The organism is Sphingomonas mali NBRC 15500, from assembly GCF_001598415.1.
GTDB classification, from domain to species: Bacteria; Pseudomonadota; Alphaproteobacteria; order Sphingomonadales; family Sphingomonadaceae; genus Sphingomonas; species Sphingomonas mali.
The window spans coordinates 90352-113965 of the sequence record NZ_BCYX01000005.1 but is presented as its reverse complement, the minus strand read 5'-3'; the positions used below and the strand labels follow the sequence as shown (position 1 = coordinate 113965).

Below are 23614 nucleotides of genomic sequence, written 5' to 3'. Positions count from 1 at the left end.
TTTCAATTCTGGCCATTACGCCGCCTTTCGGGTCGGTTGATGGCATCCTCCATCGCCTCCAGAGCCACTCCGCGCGTCTCGGGGAAGAAGCGCCAGACAACGAGGAATTGCGCCGCCATCGCCGCGGCAAAGAACCAGAACGGTGCCGCCTGGGTATATCGCGCGACCACCGGGAAGCCGAACGCGATCAACGCATTCATTCCCCAATGCGTCGCGCTGCCCAGTGCCTGGCCGCGCGCACGTACCGCGGTCGGGAAAATCTCCGACAGATAAACCCAGATCACCGCGCCCTGCGAAATAGCGAAGAACAGGATGAAGCCGATCAACGCGGGGAGCAGCAATACCTGCCCCTGCCCGGTCGAATAGATCGTCGCCACTGCGGCCAAGGCAATCCCGGTGCCCGCCGCGCCGATCAGCAGCAATAGCTTGCGCCCCGCGCGATCGATCACCGTCATCCCGACAAAGGTCGCCAGCAGATTGGCGACGCCGATCGCGACCGATTGCAGGTCGGCGGATAGCCGGTCGAACCCGGCGGCGGCGAAGATATCGCCAAGATAATAGAGGATCGCGTTGATCCCGGAGAGCTGATTGAACGCCGCGACGCCGATCGCGAGCAAGATCGGCTTGCGATACGCGGCCCAACTGAGCCGGGCATCTGGCGCCTCGACCTGATCCCTGCGGAATTCGGCAATGATCGTCTGCGGGTCGCCCATCCCGAGCTGGGCAATCGCCGCCAGCGCTTCCTCGTCGCGCCCGCGCTGCGCCAGCCAGCGTGGCGACGGCGGGATGCGCAGCAACATGATCAGGAACAGGATGGCCGGGAGGGCCGCGATGCCAAGCTTCATTTGCCAGGCCAGATCGGTGGTCACCAGCCGGCCAATCACGAAGTTGCTGACATAGGCGACCAAGATGCCGATCACGACATTCAGCTGGAACAGCGCGACCAGGAATCCGCGCCGCGCCGCCGGACTCACCTCGGCGATATAGACGGGCGCGAGCACCGACGAGCCGCCGATCGCCAGACCGCCGAGGAAGCGGAAGGCGACGAACGCCGCGAGATTCCAGCTCATCGCCGAGCCGAAAGCCGAGACGATATAGGCGATCGCGATCCAGATCAGCACCGCCCGGCTACCGTATCGGTCGCCCGGCTTGCCTGCCCCGAGCGCGCCGACCAGCGTCCCGACCAACGCCGCCGATACCGCCGTCCCAAGCCCGATCGCGCTCAGCCCGAACACGCCCCGCAGCGCCTCGGTGACACCCGAGATGACCGCCGTATCGAAGCCGAACAGCAATCCGCCCAGGCTGGCGGTGCCGACTGCGTTCCAGTTGACGCGTTCCTTCGGCGTGCCCATCAAGCTGTCTCCAACCGCGCCGAGCCGTCCGCTCGATACATTAATCTATTTGAAGTATTAATCGAGCCGGTCAAGCGGAGCGTCGGTTTGCGCGCCAAGGGCATGGCGCTCGAACGCCTGGCCGGCCACTTATTGATCTGGCCCGCGAACTGGCCTGACCAATCTCGACAAATACCACCAGAGGCGCTACGCCGCTTGCCAGCGGACAATGCCGCGGGCTGGGGAGAGGATCGTGAAGCGGATACCGCATTTGCGCTGGTGGATCGTCGCGCTGATCTGCGCCGGCACGATCGCCAATTACCTCGCGCGCAATTCGCTTGGCGTGCTCGCCCCCGAGCTCAAGACGTCGATGTCGATCTCAACCGCGCAATACAGCTACGTCGTCATGGCGTTTCAGCTCGCTTATACCGTGATGCAGCCGATCGCGGGCTATATCGTCGATCGGTTCGGGCTGCGCGCCGGGTTCGCATTTTTCGGGATCGCGTGGTCCGCCGCCAACATGCTCCACGCGCTGGCCGGCGGTTGGATCAGCCTTGCCTTCTTTCGAGGATTGCTGGGCCTAGCCGAGGCGGCGGCAATCCCGTCCGGCATGAAAGCGATCGCCGAATGGTTTCCGGCCCGCGAGCGCTCGATCGCGACGGGATGGTTCAACGCCGGAACCTCGCTTGGGGCATTGATCGCGCCCCCGCTCGTCGTTGCGGTCGCCTTATGGGGCAATTGGCGGCTGGCCTTCATCGTGACCGGCGCGGTTGGGCTGGTGTGGGCGGCGGCATGGTATGCCTTTTACCGATCGCCGACCGAGCATCCCGCGATCACGCCGCGCGAGCAGGCGATGATCGCAGAGGATCGCCCCAAAATCCCTGCCCGAAAGGCCAGCGCGCGCGAGATCCTGTCTTCCGCGCGCTTCTGGGTGATCGCCGTACCGCGCTTCCTTGCCGAACCGGCCTGGCAAACCTTCAGCTTCTGGATTCCGCTCTATCTCGCGACCGAGCGCCACATGGATTTGGCGCATATCGCAGCCTTTGCGTGGCTGCCGTTCCTGGCGGCGGATCTCGGCGGCGTGCTCGGCGGCTATCTTTCGCCGTTCTTCATGAAGCGCTTCCACGTCAACCTGATACCCTCGCGCGTGCTCGGGATCAGCCTCGGCGCGGTATTGATGATTGCGCCCGGATGCATCGGGCTCGCTGTCAGCCCCTATGTCGCCATCGCCTTGTTCTGCATCGGCGGGTTCGCGCATCAGATGATCTCGGTGCTGATCAACACGCTGTCCGCGGACGTCTTCACGCCGGAGGAAGTCGGCACCGCCAATGGCTTTGTCGGGCAGGCAGGCTGGGTCGGCGGGCTGCTGTTCACGTTCCTGATCGGGCAATATGCCGATCGCGTCGGTTACGCGCCGTTGTTCGCGGCGCTCGGCATATTCGACCTCATCGGGGCCGCCGTGTTGATCGCCTTTGTCCGCCGCTTGTCCCTCCCGCAAATGGAAACCCGTTCATGAGACGCGCTGTGTTGTCCGACCCTCCATTGTTCGCGCTGACCGAACGCGGGCCCGGCCGGCTGACGCTCGCCGCCGATACCGGCGCGGTCGCGCATTTGTTCGTGCTCGAGGACGATATCATTCGGCTGTTGCTGCTCGCCGATGGCACGGTGACGAGCCCGCCGAGCTGGGCGATCGCGCCGGGCGCCGCCGACATCGCCGAGCCCGGGCGCGATCGGCTGGATGTGACGGGCTTCGCCTGTCCCGATTTCCGGCTGGAGCAAGGTGACGACCGGATCATCGTCGAGACCGCCCGGCTGCGCGTCAGCATCCGGCTGCATGGCCTCTATTGCACCTGGGAACAGCGCGACGGCGATGCGTGGCGGCTGATGGCGGCCGACCGTCCGACCCAGGCCTATGATTTCGGCTGGTGGGACGGCCGCGCGCATCACTATGTCGCCCGCCGGCCGGGCGAGCGCTTCTACGGCCTTGGCGACAAAGGCGGCGACAATGACCGCGCCGGGCGGCGCTTCCGCCTGACCAATCTCGACGCGATGGGCTATGACGCCGAGACCAGCGATCCGCTCTACAAATCGATCCCTTACGTCCTGGTCGCCGACGCCGACGGCCGCTGCCACGGCGCCTTTTACGACACGACCGCAGATGTGCATTTCGACTTCGGGCGCGAGATGGACAATTATCACGGTTGGTACCGTCATATGGTGGCGGAGGCCGGGGATGTCGACCTGTGGATGATCGCCGGCCCCGATCCGCTGGCGGTCACCCGCCGCTTCACCTGGCTGACCGGCCGGCCCGCGCTGATGCCACGCTGGTCGCTCGGCTATTCAGGGTCGACGATGAGCTATACCGACGCGCCCGACGCCGCGGCGCAGATGGCGGGTTTCCTCGACAAGCTCGCCGAGCACGATATCGGCTGCACCTCGTTCCATTTGTCGTCGGGCTACACGTCGATCGGCGACAAACGCTACGTGTTCAACTGGAACACCGACAAATTTCCCGACCCGGCCGGTTTCGTGACGAGCTACGCGCGAGCGGGCCTCGAGCTGGTGCCCAATATCAAGCCGGCCTTGTTGCGCAGCCATCCTCGCTACGACGACGTCGCCGCGGACGGGCTGTTCGTCGAATATGAGGACGGCACCCCGGTCGAGGTGCAATTCTGGGACGAAGTCGGCAGCCAGATCGACTTCACCAATCCGCGCGCCGCCCAATGGTGGCGCGACCAGGTCAGGACGGCGCTGCTGGACAAGGGGATGGTGGCAACCTGGAACGACAATAACGAATATGAGATCTGGGACGCGCGTGCGCGGTTCGCCGGCTTCGGGCAGCCCCGCGCGGCCGCCGAAATGCGCCCGGTCCAACCCTTGCTGATGACGCGCGCATCGCGCCGCGCCCAGGCCGAAGCGCTGCCCGATCGCCGCCCTTATGCCGTGACGCGATCGGGCATGGCCGGGCTGCAGCGTTATGCCCAGACGTGGAGCGGCGACAACCTGACCGAATGGAAGTCGCTACGCTATAATGCGCGCCAGTCGATCGGGCTGGCGCTGTCGGGCGTGTCCAATAGCGGCCACGATGTCGGCGGCTTCGCCGGACCCGCGCCGTCGCCCGAACTGCTGATCCGCTGGGTACAAGCAGGCGTGCTGATGCCGCGTTTCAGCATCCACAGCTGGAACGACGACCGCACCGTCAACGAGCCGTGGATGTACCCCGAAGCGCTGCCCGCGATCCGCCGGCTGATGGCGCTCCGCCAGACGCTGATCCCCTTCTTCTACGACCTGCTGCACGCTTATCATGCGGACTATGCACCGATGGTCCGGCCGACCTGGCTGGACTTCCCCCAGGACACTGTCGCCTGGGAGGAGAATGACGAGCATCTGCTCGGGCCCAACCTGCTGGTCGCGCCGGTGATGGAACAAGGCGCGGAGACGCGAACCGTGCGGCCGCCCGTTGGTGTGGAATGGCTCGATGTATGGAGCGGGCAGCGGATCGCCGGCGGGACATCCGTCACCCTCGACGCGCCGCTCGATGGGCTTCCGCCGCTGCTCGCACGCGCCGGATCGGCGATGCTGGTCGATCTCGCTCAAGGTGGATGGCGGCCCGAGCCCTATCGCCGCGGCGTGTGGCTGTTCCCGCCACGCGAAGGCGCTTTCAGCTGGTCGGCGGTCGAGGATACGGGCGACGGCGACGGACCGCTCGATACCTGGCACCTCACCGGCCGGGCGGAGCCGACGCGGATCGTTGTCGATGTGCGCCGGGACGGACCGGGTAGCTGGGGCGACACCAGCATCACCCTGTTGCTGCCGCCGAACGAAGCTCGCTCGCTAGTGGTGAATGGTGGCGTGGGCAGCGCCGTCGACCATGACGGCCGCCGCGGCGTCGCGCTGACGATCTAGCGCTGCCCGATCTCAGATCGCGACGCGGCGCGCCAGATCGGTGCGCCTGGCCTCGACCTCGGCGCGGGCGCGTTCGAACGCATCGCTTTCGGTCGCCTTGAGCAACCCGTCGATCACGCGCGCGAGATGGTCGCGCATCGCCTTGCGCGCCGCCTTGGAGTTGCGCTCGCGCAGCGCCGCCAGAATCGTCTGATGCTCGTCGATCCGCGGCACCACGCCGACGCTGCGCGCGCGTTCGAGCATGTGCTGGCAGAGTGGCGAACGGGTTCGCGCATCCCACAGCGATTCGACCACGTCGACCACCGCCGAATTGCGCGTGGCCCGCGCGATCGCCAGGTGGAATTCGCGGTCGGCATGTTCGCCGCTGACATTTTCCTCGTTCTCGCGCTCCATGTCGCCGATCAGGACTTCGAGCGCGGCGATCTCCTCGTCGGTGATCGACACCGCAGCGAGCGCCGCCGCCTCGCCTTCGAACAGGCGGCGCGCCTCTGTCAGCTCGAACGCGCCGATATCGAGACCGATCATCGGCGTGTCGAGCGGCGGATTGTCGACGACGAAGATTCCCGAACCGTGGCGCGACCGCACGATGCCGATGACTTCGAGCGCGATCATCGCCTCCCGGATCGTCGGCCGGCTGACCTGATACTCGTCGGCTAGCTCGCGTTCCGACGGAATGCGCTGGCCCGGCGAGAAGTCCCCGCGCTGGATCGCCTCCGCGACGGACGCGGCGACCTGCTGATAAAGCTTACGCCCGTCAGGCTGCGACGCGATCCCGGTTTGCTTGGTAACTGGCCTGATCAATCTCTGTGTCGACATAATCGGTTGATACTTACCAAAGCCCGCGCGCAGCGGCAACAGCGACCTTCTTTGGTAAGGTGGTCTGACGGACGATTGTCAGGCAATCCTTGCATGTGGTCAGACCATTTGCTAGTTGAGCCGCCGAAGCATCGGCGAAAAGACCCGATGCACGACATCGGAGAGGGTAGGATGATCGGATTGCATGCATCTGTCGGACAGGGGGCGCTGGCCCTGTCGCTCGCGCTCTGCGCGACGCCGGCACTGGCTCGAGCGGACAAACCGGCCGATCCCGGCCAGAGCGCGCCGGACGCGGCTGCACCCCAGAACAGCCCTGCAACTGCCGAGACGAACGAGCCCGTGCCGGGCGACATCATCATCACCGCCCAGAAGCGCTCGGAAAATATCCAGAAGGTGCCGCTGGCCGTCTCCGTGGTCAGCGAGGCGCAGCTCAAGGCCTCCGGCGTCACCCAGTTCCAGGATCTGGGCAAGATCGCGCCGTCGCTGACGGTCCGCCCGGCCGAGCATCCGGTCAACGCCAACGTCTCGCTGCGCGGCGTCGGCACGTTCGCGTTCGGCATCGGCGTCGAACCGAGCGTCGCGGTGCTGGTCGACGAAGTGCCGCTCGCGTTCCAGGCGCGCGCCTTCACCGATCTGCCGGACGTCGAGCGGATCGAAGTGCTGCGCGGGCCGCAAAGCACGCTCTACGGCAAGTCGGCCTCGGCTGGCCTGATCAACATCATCACGCGCCAGCCCACCGACACGTTCCACGCCCGGTTCAACGTGATGGGCACCACCGACAGCGAATATGGCGGCAATTTCAGCGTCTCCGGCCCGATCAGTTCGCAGCTCGGTTACGTCCTGTCGGCGAGCTACTCGAACTGGGACGGCAATGTCCGCAATCTGCTCAACGACAAGAAAGTGAACGGACGCGAGGCGTTCAACACCCGCGGCAAGCTCCGCTGGGAACCGGCGTCGAACGTCACCATCACCTTGTCGGGCAATTATCTCAACGGCAACACCACGGTCGGGCGCCCGTTCATCCGCATGGACCCGGCCGCAGTGCTCCGCGGCACGCCGGGCCAGACGCCGGCAGTGACGATGCCCGGGGTGACGATCGGTCCGGACAATCAGGACATCAGCAACAACTATAATTCACGCACCAAATATGAAGGCGGGGGCGCGTCGCTGCGCGGGGAAATCGGACTGGGCGACATGACGCTCGTATCGATCACTTCCTACGACAAGTTCCGCCTCAACGACTATCTCGACCATGACGACACGTCCTCGCCGGCGACGATCGGCAGCAATATCCAGGTGGGCGAATTCCACTCGAAGCTGTTCACCCAGGAAGTCCGCCTGCTATCGTCCAGCGCCAAGCCGTTTCGCTATACGCTGGGCGCCTATTACGCGAACGTGAAGTTCGAGCGCCCGTTCATGCGCGGGCCTTATTTCTCGCTGGCCGATTGGTATGCGACATCGAAATCGGAACAGCTGGCCGGATTTGCCCAGATCGACTGGGAGATCGTGCCCAAGCTAACGCTGACCGCCGGCGGGCGCGTCCAAAACGAAAAGGTATCCTATACCTTCCAGGATAATCGCGCGGCTGCAGGCGCCCAGTTCTTCAGCGGCAACGCCTCCGACACCGCCGGCACCTATCGGCTTGCTGCGCGCTACCAGTTCACGCCGGACGTGATGGCCTTTGCCAGCTATTCGACCGGCTACAAGGGTCAAACCTACGACCTGACGACGGGCTTCAACCAAAATCGCGCGAATGCGGGACCGATCAAGCCCGAGCGTTCACGCGACAAGGAAATCGGCATCCGTGCGCAGGTGCTCGATCGCAGGGTGACGCTCAACCTCACCTATTTCGACACCAATTATAAGAACCTGCAAGCGCAGACGATCGAGACCTTGTCAGACGGTACGACCAATTTCCGCCTGACCAACGTCGGCGGGCTCAACACCAAGGGCGTCGAGTTCGACAGCACGGCGCGGATCGGCCAAGACTTCAACCTGACGGGGTCGGTTGCGTATCTCGATGCCAAATACACGTCGTACGCGCAGGCCCAATGCTATCCGTTGCAGACCCCAGCGCAAGGATGCGTCGCTGCGGTGCCGGCCACGCCGACGACCCCGGCACAGCCTGCTTATCAAGTGCTGACCGGCGCACGTGCGATCCAGGCGCCTAAATGGAAGTTTGCGATCAGCGCCGATTATTCGCCGTCGCTGGGCGGCAATCTGAAGGGCGTCGTGCAGGCCAACTGGCAATATCAGAGCAGCGTCTATTATGTCGCCGAAGACCCCCAGACCTTCCAAAAGGCCTATAGCATCGTCAACGCCGGCCTCGGCGTCCGCGATAAGGACCGCAAGTGGGAAATCGTCGCGTTCGTCAACAACCTGTTCGACGTTCAATATTATCCGGCGCTGGTCAACACGGCGGGCAATTTCAACAACAGGATCGCGACCCAGGCGCTGCTGCCGCGCGACTTCCGCCGTTATGGCGGGCTGCGGCTGGGCGTGAACTTCTGATGGAAAGGCGGGGCGCATACTGCCCCGCCGCCTCGAGCGGATCGGGAGTGACGTGATGGTTCGTGTTGCGCTGCCGGTGGCAAGTGCCGTAGCGCTGCTCGCGGCGGCAGGTGCGCCGGCCCAGGATGCGCCAGCAAAGCCCGCGATCGATGCTCCCGAACTCGCCGCACTCGGCCCGCATCCGGTCGGCGTCGCCGATATCGCCTTCGTTCAGCCCCGTCAGGCCGATCCGCTCCAGGGTCAGGATCGGCCGGCGATCGTCGACCGGCGCCTGGCGCTCAAAATTTGGTATCCCGCCGCCGCGCCCGGAAAGGGGACGACCTATCGCTCGGCGCTGCCGGGCGAGAACGGAAAGGATGTGACCTTCTCCGTCGCCGGCATCGCGTCGCCCGGCGCGCGGGCTGCCCAGGGTCGATTTCCGCTCGTCATCCTCGCGCACGGCTATAGCAACACGCCCGTGGTGCTGTCCTGGCTCGGCGAGAATCTCGCCAGCAAGGGCTATGTCGTCGTCGCCCCGGACTTTCGCGATCCGCCGATCACCATCCGTACCGCCGCCGCCGCGGCTGGTCCGCTCTCCCGGCGGCCGCTCGACATCGCCTTCGTCGCCGCCGAGGCGCAGCGGCGCGCCCGGGCGGGGCTCGGCCCATTCGCGACCGCCGATGCCGACCGGACGGTGCTGATCGGCTATTCGATGGGCGGTTATGGCATGCTCACCGCCGCCGGCGCGCCGCTCGACCCGGCGCTGGCGGGGGCGACCCGCAATGTGCTCGCGCCTTATGTCGCGACCGGACCCAAAGCAGGCGAACTCAAGGTCGCCGGGTTGAAAGCGGTGGTCGCGATCTCGCCGCCCGGCACGCTTCGCGGCACCAATTTGTGGGCTGCCCCCGGCGTCGCCGCGATCCGCGCGCCGACATTGTTCATCGTCGGCAGCCAGGATCATGTCGTCGGCTACGACCCCGGCGTACGAACATTGTTCGAGCAGGAGGCGCACGCGCCCCGCTATCTGCTGACGTTCCGCGAAGCGGCACACAGCATCGCGCTGATCGGCGCCCCGGCCGGAATGCGCGGCTCTTTCTGGGATATCGACTGGTTCGAGGATGCGGTGTGGCGCAAGGACCGGCTGATGGCGATCGAGACGCACTTCATCACCGCGTTCCTGGATCGCTACGTCAAGGACGATAGCGCCAAGGCCGCCTATATTGACGGGCTCACGCCCAACTCCAACGACGGAATCTGGGCAGGTGCGCCGCCCGGGCGTTATTCGGGATACAGTCCAGGCCCGCCCGCCGCGACATTGTGGAAGGGCTTCCAGCCCAACAAGGCATCGGGAATGTCGTTCGAATTCAAACCCGCCGAATAGGCGATACCAAGCAACAGCCCGGCGGCACCCATCGGTCGACGCCAACACGCAGGAGCAGTTACCGACGATGTTCATGACGCAGACGATGCGCTGGTTCGGACCCGACGACCCCGTGTCGCTACGCGATATCCGCCAGGCGGGCGCGACCGAAGTCGTGACCGCGCTTCACGATACGGCCAATGGAGAAGTCTGGCCGCGCGAAGCGATCGCCGCACGCAAGCGCATGATCGAGGACGCCGGGCTCGGCTGGACCGTGGTCGAGAGTCTGCCCGTGCATGAGGGAATCAAGACCCGCGGGCGCGATTACGATCGGTTGATCGAGCAATATCGCGCGAGCCTGCGCAACCTGGCGGCGTGCGGGATCAGCGTGGTCACCTATAATTTCATGCCGGTGCTCGACTGGACGCGGACCGATCTGGCCTGGCCGATGCCGGACGGCGCGCTTGCCTTGCGTTTCGAGCTCGAGGCGGTCGCGGTATACGACCTCCACATCCTGCGGCGCCCCGGCGCCGAACAGGATTATGCACCGGACATGGTCGAGGCGGCGGCGCGCCGCTTCCAGGCGATGGACGACAGCGCCCGCGCCATGTTGGCGCAGACGATCATCGCCGGATTGCCGGGGAGCGAGGAAAGCTTCACCGCGACCGAATTCCTGGCGGCGATCCATAGTTATGCCGATATCGGCCCGGACCAGCTGCGCGAAAACCATGTCGCCTTTCTCGAAGCGGTCTGCCCCGTCGCCGACGAACTCGGCATTCGGCTCGTCGTCCACCCCGACGACCCGCCTTTTCCGATGTTCGGCCTGCCGCGCGTCGTCAGTACCGAGGCCGACGTGGCCGATCTCTTCGCGCGCGTGCCAAACCGGTCGAACGGCCTTTGCTTCTGCGCCGGTTCGTTCGGGGTGCGGCCGGACAACGACCTGCCCGGCATGGTCGAGCGGCTCGGCGATCGTATCGGCTTCCTGCATCTGCGGTCGGTGCAGCGGGAGACCAATGGCGCGTTTCACGAGGCAGCGCATCTCGAAGGCGACGCGAACATGACCGCGATCGTCGGCGCCGTGCACGCGCTGCAACGCCGGACCGGCCGCTCGATCCCGATGCGCCCCGATCACGGGCATCAGATGCTCGACGACCTGACCAAGCGGACCAACCCCGGCTACTCGCTGCTCGGGCGCATGCGCGGGCTGGCCGAGCTTCGCGGGCTCGAACGCGGCATCGCCTTCGCGCGCCGCGACGACACAACAACAACACGCTAAAAAACGGGAGAGCGGAAGTGCAGATGGCAAGGATGATCCGGCGACTGATCGCCGCGGCGATGGTCTGCGCGGCGCCCGCGGTGGCGCAGCAGGCCGCCCCTCCGACACTGCCGCTGGCGACGGTCGAGACCGGGCCGCTGCTCGTCTCGGCCGATATGCGCGACGGACTCGATCTGTCGGGACCGTGGCATTATTCGGTCGATCCGTTCCGCGCCGGCCTTGCCGGCTTTCACGGCGAAGCGCCCGGCGAGAGCCAGCAGCGCTATCTCGACCTAGACGTCGCCAAGGCGATGAAGGACGATAATCGCGCGATGTACGAGTTCGATCTCGCGCGTTCGCCCGTCACCACCCTGCCCTCGTCCTGGCTGACCGAAGCCCCCGAGCTGCGTTATTATCAGGGGTTGATGTGGTATCAGCGGACTTTCCCCGCGCCCACGGCGCGCAAGGGCCGCTATTTCCTCCGCTTCGGCGCGGCCAATTATTCGACCGTCGTCTATCTCAACGGCAAACCGGTCGGACGGCACGAGGGCGGCTTCACCCCCTTCGCATTCGAGGTGACGAAATTGCTCCGTGCGGGCGACAACCAGATCACGGTTGGGGTGGATTCGCAGGCGACCGAAGCGACCGTGCCGCCGCCCGTCACCGACTGGGAGAATTATGGCGGCATCACCCGGCCGATCCGCCTGATCTCGACTCCCGATACCTATGTCGATGACGCCTGGGTGCGGTTGACCCGCGACGGCAAACTCGCGGTCGATGCGCATCTCGATGGCGCCCAGGCCGGCAACCACGCCATCCGGTTGAAGATCGCCGCGCTCGGCCTCGACCTTGCCGGCACCACCGATGCGAAGGGGGACTGGCGCTCGACGGTCGCTGCCCCGCGTGCGCTGGTCCGCTGGTCGCCCGAGCAGCCCAAACTCTATGACGTGACGATCGCCGCGGGCGACGACCAGTGGCGCGACCGGATCGGGTTCCGCACGATCGAAGTGCGCGGCCCCGACATCCTGCTCAACGGCAAGCCGATCTTCCTGCGCGGCATCTCGCTGCACGAGGAAGAACTGGGCGCCGAACCGACGCGCGCAATGACGCCGGCCGCGGCGCGCGCCTTGCTCAGCGAGATCAAGGACGGGCTGCACGGTAATTATGTCCGCCTCGCCCATTACCCGCATTCCGAGGTGATGACCCGGCTGGCCGACGAGATGGGGATCATCGTGTGGAGCGAAGTGCCGGTCTATTGGCGCGTCGCCTGGAGCAATCCCGATACGCTGGCGACCGCGCGCAACATGATCGCGGAGAACATCATGCGCGACCGCAACCGCGCCTCGATCGCGATCTGGAGCGTCGCCAACGAAACCCCGGTGACAGACGCGCGCAATATCTTCCTGCGCACCCTGGTCAGCGATGTGCGCAAGCTCGACGACACGCGACTGGTCAGCGCGGCACTACTGACCGAGCGATCGCAGGGGCCCGACGGCAAGCCGATCATCGCGATGGCGGATCCGCTCGCCGACGCGCTCGATATAGTCGCGATCAACACCTATTTCGGTTGGTATACGCCCGATCGGCTCGGCGACCTGGCCAGCTTCTCGTTCCGCGTGCCCGCGAACAAGCCGCTGATCTTCTCCGAATTCGGCGCCGACGCCAAAGCGGGATTCCACGATCTGCGCGGCATGCCGGAGAAATTCTCCGAGGAATATCAGGCCGAATTCTACCGCAAGACGCTGGGCATGGTCGACCGGATCCCGACGCTGCGCGGCATGTCGCCCTGGATCCTGAAGGACTTCCGCTCGCCGCGGCGGCAGAATCCGGAGTTTCAGCAGGGCTGGAACCGCAAGGGCCTGATCTCCGAGACCGGCCAGCGCAAGCAGGCGTTCGGCGTGCTGGCAGGCTATTATGAGGGCAGGGAACGCTGAAGCTGACGCGGCGATCGGGGTGTGCCGGGTGAACGCGCGCCTGCGGTCAACGCGTCAGGCGAGCGCCGCGATGAAAGCGCGGGCACGAACGCCGACGTCCCCGGCCGTCATCCCGGGTTTGTAAAGCGCCGAGCCGAGACCAAAGCCAGCCGCGCCCGCCTGGCGCCAGGGTGCCATGCCTTCGGGGACGATGCCGCCCACCGGCAAGATGCGCAGCGCGCTCGGCAGGATCGCGCGCATCGCCTTGAGCACTGCCGGGCTGGCGGCTTCGGCGGGAAACAGCTTGAGCGCGGTCGCGCCCGCGTCGAGCGCGGCGAGCGCCTCGCTCGGGGTGGCGATGCCGGGCAGCGAGACCAGGCCGGCGGCGACGCTGGCACGGATCACGTCGCTATTGGTGTTGGGCGAAATCACCATCCGCCCGCCGGCATCGCGCATCGCCGCGACCTGGTCCACGGTCAGCACGGTCCCGGCGCCGATCATCGCCCGGTCCCCCAAAGCGGCGACCAATCGGGCGACGCTGTCGAGCGGATCGGGCGAATTCATCGGCACTTCGATCAGCGTGAAGCCTGCAGCGACCAGCTCCTCGCCGATCGCGACCACTTCATCGGGGCGCACGCCACGCAGGATGGCGATCAGCGGACAAGAGGCAAAGGCGGCGTCGAAAGCGGCAAGCGAAGTCACGAGAGAGAGGCTCCTATCCGGGAAATACCGGCGACGAACGCCGCATGGCTGTCGATGATCGTCGCGGTCCGTCCGTTGACCGCGATCGCCGCGGCATAGAGGCCGCCAAGCACCGGGTCGGCCAGAATATAGGCCGTGTCGAACGGATTTTCAGCGATGCGCGCGGCGACATCGGCGCCGATGATCAGGCCGCTGGCGAAGGACGCCGCGTCGGCGTCGTCGCGCAGGCCCAGCAGTTTGGCGGCGCGAATGCCGAAGAGCGAGGCGGTCAAGTCGCGCTTCGCTCCTTCGCGAACGCCGTCGCGGAAGGCATCCCCCAGCACGACATCGGCGCCCAGTTGCGCGGAAAGGATGCCGTGCGCACGGACCAGCGCGAACAATTCGCCGGTCATCGCTGTGGTGAAGCGCGCGATCCGGCCGCCCGCCATCTCGACCCATTTGCAATGCGTGCCCGGCTGAACGAGCAGCGCGTCGGACGGCGCCAGCCCGGCCGCGACGGCGCCCAGCAACTGCACTTCCTCGCCACGCATGACGTCGCCGCGCACGCCGTCGCTGAACGACACACCGGGAACGATCGCGGTACGGTCGTCGAGGCGCAGCAAATTGTCGCGGAGATCGTCGAGACCAGCGGGCGCCGCTACATAGCGCGCTTCGCGCCAGCCAATCGTCGACCCGACCATCCCCGCCATCAGCACCGGCCCGTCGCCGAACCGCGCGCGGATCGCCGCCAGCTCGCCGGCAAAGTCGCTGACCGCGGTCACCCCGAGCGCATCGCGCTCGGTTGCGGTGACCGCGCCGTCCTCGATCCGATAGACGCGCCGATTGGTCGTGCCCCAATCGATCGCCAGTAAAGGTCGTGCACTCATGCCGTCACCACCAGGTCGCGTAGAGCGCGATCAGGATCACCACGATCAAGCCGGCGGCGATGTTGAACCCCATCGTCGTGCGGAACGAAACGCCGCGCATCGTGATCAGATTGCTCTCCGCGCGAGCCGGGCGGAGCAGCGAGACGATCACCGCCAGCGCCAGCGCAACGAAAAAGACGATTGACATGCGGTTGATGAACGGGATCGCGTTGAGCATTGCCGAGCCGCCCCAGGCGGCTGGAAACCAGAAGATGAAGCTCACCACTACCGACGCGATCGCGCCGACCAGCGCGCCCATCTCGGTCGCGCGCGGCCAGAACAGGCCGAGCAGGAAAATCACCGTGATTCCCGGGGTCACGAAGCCCGAAAATTCCTGGATATATTGGAATGCCTGGTCGAGGCTGCCGAGCAACGGACGCGCCGTCGCCATCGCGATGACGATCGCCACGACCGCAGCGATACGGCCGACCAGCACCAGATGTTTCTCATGCTCGATCGACCCGGCGGCGTCCTCTGCGCGCGTCTGCACCCCTTTCCTCTTGGCGTAGATATCGAGCGTGAAGATGGTCGCGATCGAATTGATCTTCGACGCGGTCGAGGCGATGATCGCCGCGATCAGCGCCGCGAAGACCAGACCGAGCAACCCGGTCGGCAACAGCCGCATCATCGTCGGATAGGCCTGATCGGGCTTGGTCAGGCCCGGCGCCAGCACCACGGCGGCGATCCCCGGCAGCACGATGATCACCGGCATCAGCAGCTTGAGGAAACCAGCGAATACCACGCCGCGCTGCGCCTCCGACAGGCTCTTGGCCGCCAGCGCGCGCTGGATGATATACTGATTGAATCCCCAATAGCTGAGATTGGCGATCCACATCCCGCCGACCAGCACCGCGATACCCGGCAGGTCCTTGTAATGCGGATTATCCGGCGACAGGATCATGTCGAAATGGTCGGGCACGCGCCGTGTCAGCTCGGTGAAGCCGGCGATGATGCCGGCGTCGCCACCGATCTTGCCGAGCGTCAGATACGCGATCACCAGCCCGCCGAAAACGAGCAACGCGACCTGGACGATATCGGTCAGCGCGACCGCCTTGAGCCCGCCGCGCAGCTGATAGAGCAAGGCAAAGGCGCCGAGCCCGATCAGTGCGACATCCTGGTTGAGGCCGGTCACTTGCGTCACCGCGATCGAACCGAGCCAGATGATCGAGGTCAGGTTCACGAACACGTAGAGGATCAGCCAGAACACCGCCATCACGGTCCGGATCGTCGGACCGAAACGCTGTTCGAGGAACTGCGGCATCGTGTAGATCTTGTTGGCCAGGAAGATCGGCAGGAACCATTTGCCGACGATCAGCAACGTCGCCGCCGCCATCCATTCGTAAGACGCGATGGCGAGTCCGATGGCATAGCCGGACCCCGACATGCCGACGATCTGTTCGGCCGAGATGTTGGCCGCGATCAGCGACGCGCCGATCGCCCACCAGGGAAGGTTCTTGGACGCCAGGAAATAATCCGACGAATCCTTGGTATGCCCTGCTTTCTCACGGCTGACCCATTGGGCGAGCCCGAAAATGCAGACGAAGTAGATCACGACGACCGCGATATCGATGGTGGCGAGCTGCATGCGCTTTCCCTTCCCCTCAGGACTTCCATTTCAGCATGGCTGAAACAGTCGCGCCGCCGGTCCGGCGACGCTGAAACCAACTCTACCGGCGGCGGCCGGCAGTTTGACCCGTCGTCAGGCGATAGGTCATGACGTTGCGATAGACCTGGCCGGGCGCCAGGCGGGCGGAAGGGAAGGTCGGCTGGTTGGGCGTGTCGGGAAAGAGCTGCGGCTCCAGTGCGATCGCGTCGCCCTCGCGATAGATGCGCTTGGCTTTGCCCGACGACGTGCCATCGAGGAAATTGCCCGAATAGAATTGTATCCCCGGCTGGTTCGACCAGAGTTCGAATCCGCGCCCGGATTTCGGATCAAAGACCCGCGCCATCAAGTGCTGATCGGGCGTGATCCGGCGACCGAACACCCAATTATGGTCGTAACCGCGGCCGTAAACGAGTTGCTCGTCACGCGCGTCGCGCACTCGGTCGCCAATCACGCGCGGCGTGCGGAAATCGAATGCCGTTCCCTTGACCGGCCGCAATTCTCCGGTCGGGATCAAGCCGTCGTCGATTGGCAGATAGGAATCGGCCGGCATCGTCAGCACCATTCCCATCGCGCCATTGTCAGATCCCTCGCCGGACAGGTTCCAATAGGCGTGGTTGGTGATGTTCGCGATCGTCGGCGCGTCGGTGGTCGCGCGATATTCGATGCTGAGTGCGTTTTTCTCGTCGAGCGAATAAGTCGCATCGACGGTCAGCGTTCCGGGATAGCCCTGATCGCCATCGCGGCTGACATAGCGCAACGTGACGGACGCGGTCGGCCCCGATTTCACCGAGACCACCGACCACAACACCTTGTCGAATCCGACGGTGCCGCCGTGGAGCGAGTTCTTCCCGTTATTGACCGGCACGCGATAGTCGCGCCCGTCGAGCGAAAAGCGACCACGGGCGATGCGGTTGGCGAACCGTCCGACCGTCGAACCGAAATATTGCGGCGTCTTGAGATAGTCGTCGATCGTATCGTAGCCGAGCGTGACGTCGGCGCGCTTGCCGGTGCGGTCGGGCATCACGAGCGATTGCAGCGTTGCGCCATAGGCGATCACCGTCGCCGACACGCCAGCCTTGTTGGTCAGCGTCACCGCTGCCACCGACCGCCCGTCGGGCAGCCGGCCAAAATTCGATTGCCGCGCCTCCGCCGCCATTGCGGGCGTGGCGACGCCGATCAGCATCGTGGCAAGAGCTAGCGAACGCAGCGCCATGTCTGTCTCCTTCATCCAAGGTAGCGATAGGGGGGAATGCCGCGGCAGCCGGGATCGACTTCGAACAGGCATCCGGCCTGCGGCTCGTCGACGCCATCGGCGGCGGAGGTTACGAACATCCGGTCGAGCGCATCGCCGGCGAACGCCACATTGGTAATCTGCGACGCCGGCAAGGCGATGGTCCGCTCACGCCGGCCCGCCGGATCGAACCGCGCCACGCACGACCCGCCCCAGCAAGCCACCCATAAATGGCCCTCGGCGTCGATCGTCATGCCGTCGGGATGACCCCAATCGGGCTCGAACACGATATGCGGCTCGCGCGGACCGACACTGCCATCGTCATGGACCGGATAGCGGAAGATCGTGTCGAGCGCGGTATCGGTGTGGAACAGGAAGCCGTCGCCGATCGCGGGACCGTTGGGGATGGTATAGCCGTCCTCGATCCGCGTCGCCCGCCCATCAGGATCGAGCCGGTAGAAGGCGCCGCTCGGCCGGTCGCAGGTGAACGGCATCGAGCCCGCCCAGATGCGCCCGGCGGCATCCGCCTTGGCATCGTTGAAGCGATTGCCATCGCGCTCGGGCTCGGGCGCGGCGATCGTTTCGATGCTCAATGGATCGAATGTCAGCGAGACAAAGGCGCGGCCCAGCCCGGCGATGAATCCGCCCCGCTCGCGCTCGATCAGCCAGCCGATCGTGTCGGGCATCGACCAATCGTCGACGCGGCCGCTTGCCAGATCGAGGCGATTGACGCACGCGCCGAGGATATCGACCCAATAGAGTGCGGCCTCACGGGCGGACCATAACAGCCCCTCCCCCAGCCGGTCGCGGCGGTCGCGTTCGATCACGCGGACATCGGACATCAATGGCTGTCCCGGAGAAGCCCGCGCTGGGCATTGCGCTGATCGTCCATGGCCGGCGCTAAGACGCGTTCTGCGGTGGTGAGCCCGGCCCGGCGACGGACGGTAATACGACGGCTTTCCAATCCGCGCGACCACCCCGAACCCATCAGCCTCTCCGTATTCCTGCCCTCGTAATCAGGGCCGTTGCGGTTGGCTTGATAGCGTCAACCAAACAAAGATAGAAACCCTATTTGTCTGACAAAATATCGCAAGGCGCCGAATGGCGTGCCCCGATGACGGCCCGCTTGGCTTGAGGGCGCTTGGCGATTCCTCCTCGTCCTTGTCAGCGCTCAGCCAGGCCACGGCCACCGCTGCAGTTCGGGCCAGTCGACCGCGGCGCATTAGTTGCCGACATCTTCCCGCAACTATCCGGGAAGATCACGCCAAAGGTTATCCGCGCCTTTACCACGCCGGACGACCGCATCTTCACACGTCGCCGTCATAAGCATCCTCGCGTTTCTACCCAAGGATGCCGATATGAAGAACGTTTGTATTGCTTTAGTCGCGGCTTTCGCAGTCGCGTCTCCGGCCGCCCAGGCGGTCGATCCCCATGTTGCGGTCAACTCGGCCCAATACACGATCGGCATCAGTGGCTACGTGCCAGTGGTGTGTCGTGCGACGGTCGATGCGGCGATGGTCCCCGCCCAGGGTGGCCAGGTCTCGCTCGGCTCGCTCAACGAATTCTGCAACAGCCCCAACGGTTACGAGGTCTATGCCGACTATTCGGCGAACATGGCGAAGGCGAGCTTGTTGGTCGATGGCCACAAGCTTCCGCTCGGCAAGGACGGCACTGTCCGCGTGACCAAGTCGAACCGCGCGGGCATTGCTGCCCACGCGGTGTCGCTGGATTTGCCGAAAGGTATCGAGCCGGGCGCGATCTCGTTCCGGATCGTCGCGCTATAAGGCAGGACAATTCTGTTGCGATGGCACCGTCGACAATAACGGTGTCACCGTGACGGTGATCGTGTCGCTATAGACCGAGGCGGGCGTCTTGCCTTGCCCGCCCTCGAGCAACGTCGCCCGGATCGGCAGGATGCCGGCCGCCGCGTCGAGGCCGGCGCGCACGCAGGTGACTGTCGTGAAGGTAGGGCTGGCAGTCGTTCGCTGCTGTCCCAGGAACAGCGCTTTGTAGGCGAGCGTCTGGTTGGCGTTGGCCAGCGAGCCGCCCGAGAAGGTCAGCTTGTAATTGTTCTGCGAGGCGACATCGATCTTATAGGGTCCCGAGCTGGCGACGCGGATATAGTTGGTGGTCGGCGTCGTGTAGGTCGCGGGTGCGGCCAGGACCTGCGCCGTCGTCAGGTTGCCGACCTCGCCAAAATCGAGATTGGTGCCGACATAGCTGGCCTGAAGGCCGCTCAACACGACCACGTTGACCACGATCGCATTAGTGACGGTGCCGGTATCGGTGAACGGCCCGCCGCCGCCGGTGCCGTTGCAGCTGTAGACGATGTCGAACGGCAGCGTCGATCCTGCGTTGATGTTGAGATTGGCCGGCAATTGCAGCGTCATGTTGAGCGTAAAGGTATCCGAGCCTGCGTTGTTGCCCGAGAATGCCCAGCGGAACACGCCGGGCGCCGGGCTCCCGGCATTGATGTTGAGGATCGGCGGCGACTGATTGGTGCCGAAGAAGATATTGCTCCCGGTCGGCCCGCCATTGCCCGATCCCGTCGCACTGATCGGGATGAGGATCGTGCCGTTCTGCGCCGCGGTCGTGCCCTTGACGTAGAATTCGATGTTCGCGGTTTTCTCGCCGCCCGCGCCATTGACGCGCGACAACGTGACCCCCGTCAGGTTGATCGAGGTGGTGCCGCCGCTGAACGGGTCATAGGTCAGGTTGGCGATGCCGCCGCTGACGGTGGTGAGACCGCATTTGCCGACGGCGAGCGCCGCGCCGGGGGATGCCCCGGCGGCGACTGCCAGCGCCAGAAGTGCGTGTCGAAACAGAGACAAGGCCATACTTACTGCCCTTTGACCGCTTTGAGTTCGTCGACCCGGACAAGTCCGTCCGCATCGCCGGGAATGGTGATCTCGAAGACCGATTTCTTGTCGTCGAGCATGTTGATGCGCCATTTGCCGGGCGCCAGTCCACCGATGCCGAAGCGACCCTCGCGGTTGGTGAAGACCGTGATCGGCGCGCGTTCGGGATGCGCGAGCTCGACCGCGGTGCCGCTGACCAGCGAGACGGGTTCGCCGTCAATGTCGATCAGACGACCGACTGCGGTCACCGAATAGGCCGATCCGACCACGAGCCTGTAACCACTCCGGTACGGCGGCAGCAGCCGGAACGACCCCTGCCCCAGATCGACGCCCGGTTTGGCATTGGGTGCGTCGACCGCGATCGTCCGCTCGGCATAAGAGCTCAGGCTGGGCTCGGTGCCTGCCCTCAACACGCCGCTGTTCGCGGTGTAACCGAACGGCGACGGCGAGATGACCACGTTGGTGCCGTCGAGCTTCTTGTACGGCGTGACGATCGCGAAGCTGTCGTAGATCGGCCGTCCGACCGAGAAGGCGCCGTCCGCGATCGCCAGCGAGGTGCCGAACCGGAACGACGTGCGCTGCGACGTGACGCTGCCGAACGTGTCCTGGAACGTCCCGAAGTGGCTGAGGCCCAGTTCGGCGCGGTTGGTGTAATAATTGCCGGTGAAGTTGATCCCGGATCCGGCATCGCTGCGTTCGACATCGGCGGTCATGTTATACGATCCGACCCCCTGTCCGTAGAGCGTCTGGAACGATGTCCGTACCCGGTTGCCACGGGAATCGTAATCGGCGCGCGCGGTGGAATAGCGACCAAGCCTGATGACCAGCGAGACCAGCCCGCCGAACCGCGACCCGAAATTGTCGCGCTCCCAGCGTGCGTCGGCGGTCACCGTCGCGGTCGAGGATATCCGGTAGCCGGTGGTGACCCGGTAGGTATGCAAATCGGGTTGTGCGCCGCGCCCCTTGGAGAAGCGCCCGTCGAACCCGGCATAGAGCCGCTCGTTGAAGGTGTGCGAATAGCCGCCGCCCACTTCGAACTGGAACTGGTTGTCGGGCACCAGCACCCCAACCGGGGCGAAATAGCGGCTGCGCGTCTCGACGAATATGTTGAGCGAATCGGCTTGCCCGCCCGAGCGCTGGATCAGCCGCTGGAAAGTCAGCGTCGCGGCATGGCCGGTGTGCGACCCCTTCATGTTCGACAGCGAGAAATTGCCGGCAAAGGTGCCGAACGGCGTTGCCACGACCGCCTCGACGCCACCCATCTGGGTGTGCTTGTCGGCCTGGGCGTTAACGCCCAGGGTCAGGAAGTCACTGATACCGCGGCGATAAAAGCCGGTGAAGGCGAATTTGTCGGTATAATGCGGCCCGTGCAGCCCGAGCGGGTTGAGCACACCGGCATAGAGGCCGAATTCGCTCAGCCCTTTGGCCAGCTGCGACTGGTCGAGAAACAGGTTGAACCGCAACAGATCGGTGCGCCCGGTATCGTCGATCACCGACAGGCGAATGTCGTTCGCGCCCTGGGTGAACGGGAAATCGCGCAGATTATAGGTGCCCGGCGCGAGCTGAAGGCGCCGGACGATCTGGCCGTTGACCTGGATCTCGACGGTCGAGGGGCGGCTCAGCTGGAAACTGCGGTCGCCGCGCGGGCGGACCAGCTGCTGCGGCTGGAGCACACTGTAAGACCGGAAGATCGAGAGACCGGCAATGTCGGGCGCCGACTGGAAACCGCGCGAGACGGTCTGCAGGTCGCCCGCGGTCCAGCGCACCAGGTTCTTCTCGTCGTCATAGACGAGCCGCGATCCCAGCCGCTGGAAATCGACACCGGTCGATCCGGGCTGCCAGATCCCTTCGCCCTCGGCGACCACACCACCCACCCGCATCGCGCCGTCGAGCGAGAAGATCGGCGAGGCGAAGCCCTTTTCGCCGCCGGCATGGATATAATCTTCCGAGCCGCGGATGTTGATATAGGCGCTCCAGTCCGCCGGCACGGCAAAGGTGCCGACCCGGTTGCGGTCGAGCGGACTGACCGTCAGCGACCGCGACGCGCGGCGTTCGGCGGCGATGGTCAGATTGAGCTCGAGCGTCTGCGGATTGTAGCGGATGCCCACCCCCGCGGCCTCGAAATCGGCCGGGGTCAGTACCGCCTTGGTCGACAGGCTCGACTGGATCGCGGTGAAGGATTGCTGGTTGAGCACGTTCGACAGCAAGTCGAGCAACCGCTGCGCCGGAAATTCCAGCTTGCTGTTGGCGGTGATCGTCAACGGCATGTCGCCGAGATACGTCCCGCCATCCTTGACCGGCACCGTCAGGACGATGTCGCGCCCAGTCGGATTGAGCGTGGCTTGCGGTTGATCGGTCGGCGCGGTCGGCGCGTCGATCGTGACGCGCCGTTCCTGCGACTGCGGCACCGTGCCCTGCTGGCTGGCGCTATTGGCGCGCGCCGGCGCACACAGGCCGCCGATGCTCGCGCTCGCGAGCATCAGGCCGATCACGCGGCTGGTGAGCCGCTTAGCCGTCCGGGGTGAAGCTGACATCGACGCTGCCCCCATCCACCGGCAACTCAATCGGCAGCGACATGCGCCGCGTCTGGTTGGCCCCCACCAAACCGAACCCAATCGTTTGCTGCGTTTCCGGACCCGACAACGTGCGGCGGAACACTTCCTTGCCCGCAGCATCCTTTTCGACGATGCGCAGCCGTCCTTCGGACAGATAGCCGTAAGCGGCCGACGCATTGGTCAGGGTGACCAACGGGATCGGCTTGCCCGCCGGATTATGCCCGATCTCCGCGCTCTGTACCTTGATCGCCGGCTTCACGCCGTTGGGCGCGATGCTGACCAGCACCTGGAAATTGTACAGGATCTGGATCGCCGACTGGCCAGCGGGCAATTTCACCGGCAGCTGCGCCACCGTGACGTAATAATGCTTGCTGGTCTTGAGCTCGGGGTCGCCGACATATTGGACGCGGAACGACTGCGTCTGGCCCGGCTGGATCAGCGCCTGGGGCGGAAAGATCAGCAGATCGCCTGGATCCTTGCCCGTTTCCTTGACGCCGTTCTCATCGAACTCGAGCGATTGCACGCGCAGCTCGACCGGTAACGGCGTCGCGAACGTGTTCTCCACGGTGATGATCTGAGTCATCCCGTTGCCCGATTGTTTCAGGTTGATGATGACCGGTTGTACCGTCATCGCCACCGCAATCTGCTGTGGCAGAACGAGGGCAGCCGCGAAGGCCGCACTCATC

At 65.1% G+C, this 23614-nt stretch carries 17 protein-coding genes; 7 read left to right on the top strand and 10 right to left on the bottom strand.

What is annotated here, in order from left to right; translation table 11 throughout:
* Positions 1-2 precede the first annotated feature (2 nt).
* Complete coding sequence (locus SMA01S_RS06430; RefSeq protein ID WP_066819513.1) at positions 3-1352, bottom strand: sugar porter family MFS transporter; 1350 nt, start codon at positions 1350-1352, stop codon at positions 3-5.
* A gap of 208 nt (positions 1353-1560) precedes the next feature.
* Between SMA01S_RS06430 and SMA01S_RS06425 the strand changes: the two genes are divergently transcribed.
* Complete coding sequence (locus tag SMA01S_RS06425; protein WP_066819512.1) at positions 1561-2847, top strand: MFS transporter; 1287 nt, start codon at positions 1561-1563, stop codon at positions 2845-2847.
* Positions 2844-5237, top strand: coding sequence for a glycoside hydrolase family 31 protein (locus SMA01S_RS06420; RefSeq protein WP_066819511.1), 2394 nt, complete (start codon positions 2844-2846; stop codon positions 5235-5237). The genes SMA01S_RS06425 and SMA01S_RS06420 overlap by 4 nt, the downstream gene beginning before the upstream one ends.
* A gap of 12 nt (positions 5238-5249) precedes the next feature.
* Here the strand turns inward: SMA01S_RS06420 and SMA01S_RS06415 are convergent, their stop codons facing one another.
* Positions 5250-6053: a FadR/GntR family transcriptional regulator gene (locus SMA01S_RS06415; protein ID WP_084250141.1), complete on the bottom strand. Its 804-nt coding sequence runs from the start codon at positions 6051-6053 to the stop codon at positions 5250-5252.
* A gap of 171 nt (positions 6054-6224) precedes the next feature.
* Here SMA01S_RS06415 and SMA01S_RS06410 point away from each other — a divergent pair, with 171 nt between their 5' ends.
* The 4 genes from SMA01S_RS06410 to SMA01S_RS06395 all read left to right on the top strand — a co-directional run bounded on the left by SMA01S_RS06410 (position 6225) and on the right by SMA01S_RS06395 (position 13092).
* The gene (locus SMA01S_RS06410) at positions 6225-8564 is read left to right on the top strand and encodes a TonB-dependent receptor (protein ID WP_084250140.1); all 2340 of its coding nucleotides are present in this window, start codon (positions 6225-6227) and stop codon (positions 8562-8564) included.
* 55 nt (positions 8565-8619) lie between these two features.
* The gene (locus SMA01S_RS06405; protein ID WP_066819509.1) at positions 8620-9924 is read left to right on the top strand and encodes an alpha/beta hydrolase family protein; all 1305 of its coding nucleotides are present in this window, start codon (positions 8620-8622) and stop codon (positions 9922-9924) included.
* Positions 9925-9997: 73 nt separating this feature from the next.
* Positions 9998-11179, top strand: a complete 1182-nt coding sequence (uxuA, locus tag SMA01S_RS06400; RefSeq protein WP_245649181.1) for a mannonate dehydratase — start codon at positions 9998-10000, stop codon at positions 11177-11179.
* Between the two features lie 23 nt (positions 11180-11202).
* Positions 11203-13092, top strand: coding sequence for a glycoside hydrolase family 2 protein (locus SMA01S_RS06395; protein ID WP_066819505.1), 1890 nt, complete (start codon positions 11203-11205; stop codon positions 13090-13092).
* 54 nt (positions 13093-13146) lie between these two features.
* Here SMA01S_RS06395 and SMA01S_RS06390 read toward each other — a convergent pair whose 3' ends face one another.
* From SMA01S_RS06390 to SMA01S_RS06370, 5 genes are all read right to left on the bottom strand, one after another.
* Positions 13147-13773, bottom strand: a complete 627-nt coding sequence (locus SMA01S_RS06390) for a 2-dehydro-3-deoxy-6-phosphogalactonate aldolase (protein ID WP_066819499.1) — start codon at positions 13771-13773, stop codon at positions 13147-13149.
* Positions 13770-14639: a 2-dehydro-3-deoxygalactonokinase gene (locus SMA01S_RS06385; RefSeq protein ID WP_066819498.1), complete on the bottom strand. Its 870-nt coding sequence runs from the start codon at positions 14637-14639 to the stop codon at positions 13770-13772. Before SMA01S_RS06385 ends, SMA01S_RS06390 begins: the two co-directional genes overlap by 4 nt.
* Positions 14640-14643: 4 nt before the next feature.
* Complete coding sequence (locus tag SMA01S_RS06380) at positions 14644-16263, bottom strand: sodium/sugar symporter (RefSeq protein WP_066819497.1); 1620 nt, start codon at positions 16261-16263, stop codon at positions 14644-14646.
* Positions 16264-16345: 82 nt separating this feature from the next.
* Complete coding sequence (locus SMA01S_RS06375) at positions 16346-17512, bottom strand: aldose epimerase family protein (RefSeq protein WP_066819496.1); 1167 nt, start codon at positions 17510-17512, stop codon at positions 16346-16348.
* Positions 17509-18357 (bottom strand): SMP-30/gluconolactonase/LRE family protein, encoded by an 849-nt coding sequence (locus tag SMA01S_RS06370; RefSeq protein WP_066819494.1) that lies wholly within the window; start codon positions 18355-18357, stop codon positions 17509-17511. Before SMA01S_RS06370 ends, SMA01S_RS06375 begins: the two co-directional genes overlap by 4 nt.
* 516 nt (positions 18358-18873) lie before the next feature.
* On the opposite strand from SMA01S_RS06370, the gene SMA01S_RS06365 reads away from it, so the two are divergent.
* A complete protein-coding gene (locus tag SMA01S_RS06365) occupies positions 18874-19299 on the top strand; it encodes a hypothetical protein (protein ID WP_066819492.1) in 426 nt (141 codons plus the stop codon).
* Here SMA01S_RS06365 and SMA01S_RS06360 read toward each other — a convergent pair.
* Genes SMA01S_RS06360 through SMA01S_RS06350 form a run of 3 tightly spaced genes read right to left on the bottom strand, consistent with a single transcriptional unit; the run spans position 19294 to position 23613 of the window.
* The gene (locus SMA01S_RS06360; RefSeq protein ID WP_066819490.1) at positions 19294-20352 is read right to left on the bottom strand and encodes a spore coat protein U domain-containing protein; all 1059 of its coding nucleotides are present in this window, start codon (positions 20350-20352) and stop codon (positions 19294-19296) included. The genes SMA01S_RS06365 and SMA01S_RS06360 overlap by 6 nt on opposite strands.
* 2 nt (positions 20353-20354) lie before the next feature.
* Positions 20355-22907, bottom strand: coding sequence for a fimbria/pilus outer membrane usher protein (locus SMA01S_RS06355; RefSeq protein WP_066819488.1), 2553 nt, complete (start codon positions 22905-22907; stop codon positions 20355-20357).
* A complete protein-coding gene (locus tag SMA01S_RS06350) occupies positions 22882-23613 on the bottom strand; it encodes a fimbria/pilus periplasmic chaperone (protein WP_245649180.1) in 732 nt (243 codons plus the stop codon). Before SMA01S_RS06350 ends, SMA01S_RS06355 begins: the two co-directional genes overlap by 26 nt.
* Position 23614: the final 1 nt, after the last annotated feature.